The following is a 5,409-nucleotide window of genomic DNA, read 5'->3' as shown; positions in this document are numbered from 1 at the left end:
GGGGAAAATTCAGGTACTTTTTCCCTGAAAATTAGGTAGTTGACCACCTGAAAATCGGTAAAACCCATCCCCCATCCCCCATCCCCCATCCCCCAACCCCCAACCCCCACCGAAAAACTTTTTCAGCAGACCCTACTTAAGACTGCAAATGTATGAAAACGCATCAATTGGGCAAAAGCTCAACGATGCGTTTTTAAGCTCCAAAAACTGCTATAGTTGTCAGCCAAGACCAATCAATTCTGATTAGAGTCAGTGGCTGCGGCCATTTGCATTCTCTGCACCAGATTATCGAGGGCTAATTCTAGATGTAAACCGGCATCTACGGCGGTCCAACCCTGTTCGGTTAGGTGTCGCCATTCAAAGTGTAGGTGGGGACCAGTAGAAAGTCCCGTACTACCCACGCGACCGATAACTGCGCCCTGTTCCACCCATTCTCCCGGTTTGACGGTAATTTCCGAAAGGTGGGCATAACGAGATTCTTGACTACCATCGAGGTGACGTAAAATCACCGTTAATCCGTAACCTCCTAACCAGTCGGCGGTGGCCACTTCCCCCGCGTAGGCGGCTAATACAGGTGTTCCCATCGGTGCGCCTAAATCAGTACCCGCGTGCATGGCCCGATTCCCGCTGACCGGATGATTTCGCCACCCGAAAACCGAGGTAATTTGGGCGGGAAGAGCGAGGGGAAAGATTAAATCGGTGCGTTGAGTTTGGTTAGAATCCGTGGGACTTAAACGGGTGGCGCGCTCATAGGTGGTCGCTTCGCTGATTGCTTCCACTTCTGCGCGAGTCACCGGGGCCAAAGCTAATTTTACGCCATTCCATTCCGGGGGATTGAGGGCTACCACCTGACTCGCAATCACCGTCGGGGGTGCAAGACGTACTGGGGCGCTAGCAGCCACGAGAGTGGGGGCATAACGACGCAGGGAATTATTAGCGATAACCGGCTGATTTCGGGGCTGCCGTCCCACCCGCACGGCTGGATTAGGATTGAGACGTACCCGGGCCAGATTAACTGGGGGTAAGGGTTTGGCCACAGTGCTGACCGGCTGACGACGGGAGGCCCGGGCCGCCAGATTACAGCTACCTCCTACCAGTTGACCATTTTGGGCGATCGTTTGGCAACCACTGCGGCGCTCGGTGACAACAACGGAACTGGGGGGGTTAAAGTTTCTAGTATCGATAAAATTATTTTTACCGCCGGCCCGGGGGGCAAGGGTAGGCATATCGGTTTGATGGTTTTCGGGGATAGCCAGACGGGGGGCAGGATTAGTATTTTCTTTGATAACGGGGGCTTTCAGAGTCGGGGCGGCATTTTCCACCACCGTGGTTTCGCTGCCAGTTTCAGAATTAGCGATCGCATTGGGAGCAAGAGTAATCAGACCGCTGATTACTAAACCGAGACCACTGCATAAACTCAGCTTCTTTTTTAAGGATTTTCCTAGAAAAAGTTTCAATATCACCGATGAAGGATACATAGGGCGGCCTCACTTCTCACAGTTTAGTCAAAAAAATATTTAGACTCAATTATAGCCGAGACTGACCCTACCCGCCGGTAGATAGATTTCGCTACTGGCATTGTCCGAGGTGAGTTTAACTTTTAATTCCCCTCGATCGCTTACCCCCGTTATTATGCCCTGATAGCCCTCGAAAACTATCTTTTGACCAAAATTGGCAAAAAGTTCTAAATAGGAGGCTAATAGGTTTTTTATACCGTAATTACAGTAATATTCATAGCCGTATAGGATAGCTTCGCTGGTGAGATCGGTTAATTGAGCGATCGAGGTGATTTTATTGCCAGCCAAAGCTTGTAAATTAATGCCCGTGGGGGGGACGGGATTAGCCCAATTGATGCCGACTCCGATGACTGCTTCTGGGATGTTTTGGCCTTGAATACGGGTTTCTAGGTTAATTCCCCCTAGTTTGCGCCCTAATAATACCAAATCGTTCGGCCATTTGATTTTAACGGGTATTTCTTGACAATTCAGGTGATGAGCGATGCCCCAAACTGTAGCGAGAACGAGATGGGCAGATTTATCCACCTCTAAATCAAGATTTAACGCCAAAGATAAATATAATCCTCCCTGTTCAGAAATCCACTCCCGTCCCCATTGTCCCCTCCCGGCACTTTGTTGACTAGCAATCACCACAAAAGGCGGATTTTCCCCCGATTCTAATAATTGCCAAGCTTTAGTATTAGTGGAAGGTAATAGTTCAAACTGATGGATTTTGGGCATAAATGGGGAGTGGGGAGTATTTTCAGTGATCAGTAAACAGTAAACAGTGAACTGAAAACTCACATCTGATCACTGATCACTGATCACTGATCACTGATTAGGTGCAGGGGAGAGAACGCAGGTACTCACTGAGGTGGGAACGTAAACTGATGCCATGGAAAAGCGGGCCACGACTGCCTAATTCGACGATACTGACAGCGGCCACGGGCATTTCAAACCGATCGCGATAACGGCCCACATCGATACCCATCAGACTACAGAGCATGATCCGGATGGTGGCCTTGTGGGAAACAATCAGGATATTGCCATCACTGTGGGTGTGTTCGATTTCCTCCAAAACGGCCGCCGAACGACGGGCGATATCGATCCCCCTTTCCCCGTTGGGGGGGGCATTCCAAGCCGGATCCGTCAACCAGCGTACATAGAGATCATGATATTGATCGTCAATATCGTTGGGGTGCATACCTTCCCAAAGACCATAACCGATCTCTTGTAATCCCTGGCGGATTTCTAATTTCAGTCCCACCGCTTCACAGAGGGGTTTAGCGGTTTGAATAGCTCTTTGTAGGGGACTGACGTAGGCCGCACGCCAAGGTAGAGAACGATAGACATCGGCGAATTCCTCGGCCATTTCGATGCCTTCGGCAGTCAAACCGGGGTCATTTTCTGGAGTACCACAGTATCCTCCCGTTTTGCTATAGGCCGTTTGTCCGTGTCGTAGAAAATATAACATCAAGCACATAGTTTTTCAGGAGACCAAATCCGGAGCTTTCCTGGTTACTGTTGACTGGTTAGGTTCCCGCTCGCAAGCGCAGGTCATTGCGGAGGTGAGAGCGATCGCCGATGACTTGAAAGAGGGGACCGTGTTCGGCTAATTCGACGATCGTCACCGAGGCCACGGGCATGGCAATTCGATCGCGATAACGGCCGATATCAATGCCTAAAAGAGAACATAACATGATTCGGATCGTTGCTTTATGGGAAACGATCAAAATATGGCCATCATCGTGATTATGGTCGATTTCCTCTAATACTTCCGAACTGCGGCGAGCGATATCGATGCCTTTTTCGCCCCCTGTGGGAGAATTCCAGCCCGGATCTGCTAACCAGCGCACATAATCATCATGAAACTCCCGATTAACCTCGGCTGCGGTTTTTCCCTCCCATTGGCCGTAGGCAATCTCTTTTAATCCTTCCCGTTTGTGGATGGGAATACCTAAGAGATCGCTTAAAGGGGTGGCCGTGGCCATGGTGCGCTTGAGGGGACTAGAATAGATCCCTGTCCAAGGCACATCTCGATAGACAAGAGCGAAATCCTTGGCCATTTCATAGCCGGCCGGGGTTAGTTGCAAGTCTAATCGACCGCAAAAACTACCCGCTTGACTGGCTGTGGTTTCGCCATGACGCAAAAAGTAAAGTTTTAGACTCATTTTTTGGGTTCCTCTTCTATTTGTGACCCTCTCCCACTTATAGTGATACTAAATCCTGTTTAAAAAGTAAAACCCCACACCCCACACCCCACACCCTACACCCTGCCCCTAGGAAAAACTTTTTCAGCCGACCCTATATATAGTTTTGTAACGGCAATTTTTGCTAAAAATCAATAAGTGTAAACTTTAATCACAAGGTCGATCGAGTCCTGACAAACGTGTTATCTTAAAAACATAAGGCACAAAGGAAGCGACTCAACTTCCTTCCAGGCAAAAAGACCTAGAGCCTGTGCCACCTGCTCTAGATCAACGCAACAGCTAAATCGGACGCAGATTCTCAAAGTTTGTAAAGTAAAGTATGGTTTCGCCTCTGTTGCTCGATATAGGACAGATGGAGTGAGCCGTAATCAGCACCTGAGTCGGTAAACTGAGGAATCTTGATAGTTGACAGATAGACTGTTGTGGGTTCTGTAAACCTCTATTGTATTGAGTCCGTTAATTTTTTAGGAGTCCATATCGTTTGTACAAGATGAAGCCCGCCTCCCTAGGCGGGCCTATTGTGTTTTTAGAAAACCGCCACGAGATATTCCTGTAATTGCAATTGATAACCTGCCTGTAGCTGACAGGGATAATCAAGGGAAAACTCAGGTAAAGCTAATAGAGAACTTTTTTGACAACTAACTAACGCCACATCGAAGCGACAGCTTAAATCAGACCATTGGGGATAAAAGGCGAGAAATATCTGGGCAGCTTGGTAAATTTTCCCTTGTTTACGGTCATTGATCGCTAATTTGCCCCCTAAATCCCAATTGCCAGCACTGCGGGTTTTAACCTCGACGAAAGCGAGAGTCGCCTGAGATTTAGACAAGACGATTAAATCGATTTCACCGCCAGCACTACGCCAACGACGCTGGAGGATATGCCATTGCTGTAATTGCAACCAATCCGCCACCAAATTTTCGCCCAATTCCCCCACGGTTGTCATATTCAGTGATCAGTGATCAGTGATCAGTTATCAGTGGTCAGGGAACAGGGAACAGGGAACAGGGAACAGGGAACAGGGAACAGGGAACAACGCCGATTTATTGTCCTGTCTTCTGACTCCGAACTCCTGACTACTGGCTACTGTCTCCTGTCTCCTAACCAAGCAGGACAATTTTCGATTTTTACAAGAGGTTTATTACAAAAGTCCTTCTAGACGACGACGGATGCTGTCTAACTCCGCATCGGGAATCTCGGAAAACTCCTCCTCGGCGGGGGGGACTTCCTCTTTTTGCCAATCCAACTCCTCGGCATTGCTTTCGGGGGGAATTACCAACATACCCGCTTCAATCATTTCCGCTTGATAGCCGGCGTCGCGACAAAATTCTGCCACTTCCTCCGAATCAATTTTCTCTACCGTGGGAGTCGGAAAATCCTGTGCCTCTAACAGCAGAGCATAACGGGTGGCATCATCTTCCGATTCAAACATCAACACCTTATTGATAGCTCCCATTTGAATGGTGTGGATACCTTCGTTTTCTGTGCCTGCGTTAAAAAGTAGTACAAATACACGCATAATTACTTAGCGATCGATAAGCGGTGGTCGTCTATACTCATTTTACCGCTCAACTAAACTTACTCAAACTTACTTAAAAGTCTGAAAGCTTAGTCATTCGTAGTGGGTCAAGCACTACAGGATTAAACGGCAAACCCTTTATTCCCTGGTCAATGACATCAGGAATTACTTTTCTAATGATGTT

6 protein-coding genes are annotated in these 5,409 nt (G+C 48.2%); all 6 read right to left on the bottom strand.

The window, feature by feature from the left end:
- Positions 1–233: 233 nt before the first annotated feature.
- The gene (locus IM319_RS19820; protein WP_287736659.1) at positions 234–1,478 is read right to left on the bottom strand and encodes a M23 family metallopeptidase; all 1,245 of its coding nucleotides are present in this window, start codon (positions 1,476–1,478) and stop codon (positions 234–236) included.
- Between the two features lie 45 nt (positions 1,479–1,523).
- Positions 1,524–2,237, bottom strand: a complete 714-nt coding sequence (locus IM319_RS19815; protein WP_287736658.1) for a biotin--[acetyl-CoA-carboxylase] ligase — start codon at positions 2,235–2,237, stop codon at positions 1,524–1,526.
- 97 nt (positions 2,238–2,334) lie between these two features.
- Positions 2,335–2,979: a histidine phosphatase family protein gene (locus tag IM319_RS19810; RefSeq protein ID WP_287076930.1), complete on the bottom strand. Its 645-nt coding sequence runs from the start codon at positions 2,977–2,979 to the stop codon at positions 2,335–2,337.
- 49 nt (positions 2,980–3,028) lie between these two features.
- Positions 3,029–3,667, bottom strand: coding sequence for a histidine phosphatase family protein (locus tag IM319_RS19805; RefSeq protein WP_287736657.1), 639 nt, complete (start codon positions 3,665–3,667; stop codon positions 3,029–3,031).
- 565 nt (positions 3,668–4,232) lie between these two features.
- On the bottom strand, positions 4,233–4,652 hold the full coding sequence (locus IM319_RS19800) for a YraN family protein (protein ID WP_002765893.1): 420 nt from the start codon (positions 4,650–4,652) through the stop codon (positions 4,233–4,235).
- Positions 4,653–4,847: 195 nt separating this feature from the next.
- Positions 4,848–5,225, bottom strand: a complete 378-nt coding sequence (locus IM319_RS19795) for a DUF3110 domain-containing protein (RefSeq protein WP_286824946.1) — start codon at positions 5,223–5,225, stop codon at positions 4,848–4,850.
- Between the last annotated feature and the right edge of the window lie 184 nt (positions 5,226–5,409).

The organism is Microcystis sp. M113S1, assembly GCF_020246945.1.
Classification (GTDB): domain Bacteria; phylum Cyanobacteriota; class Cyanobacteriia; order Cyanobacteriales; family Microcystaceae; genus Microcystis.
Note: the sequence above shows the minus strand (reverse complement) of the source record. Positions and strands in the feature narration are given on the sequence as shown.

Coding starts and splice junctions, on each gene's coding strand:
- IM319_RS19815 (WP_287736658.1), bottom strand. CDS start 2,237: ATGCCCAAAATCCATCAGTTTGAACTATTACCTTCCACTAATACTAAA.
- IM319_RS19805 (WP_287736657.1), bottom strand. CDS start 3,667: ATGAGTCTAAAACTTTACTTTTTGCGTCATGGCGAAACCACAGCCAGT.
- IM319_RS19795 (WP_286824946.1), bottom strand. CDS start 5,225: ATGCGTGTATTTGTACTACTTTTTAACGCAGGCACAGAAAACGAAGGT.
- IM319_RS19810 (WP_287076930.1), bottom strand. CDS start 2,979: ATGTGCTTGATGTTATATTTTCTACGACACGGACAAACGGCCTATAGC.
- IM319_RS19800 (WP_002765893.1), bottom strand. CDS start 4,652: ATGACAACCGTGGGGGAATTGGGCGAAAATTTGGTGGCGGATTGGTTG.
- IM319_RS19820 (WP_287736659.1), bottom strand. CDS start 1,478: ATGTATCCTTCATCGGTGATATTGAAACTTTTTCTAGGAAAATCCTTA.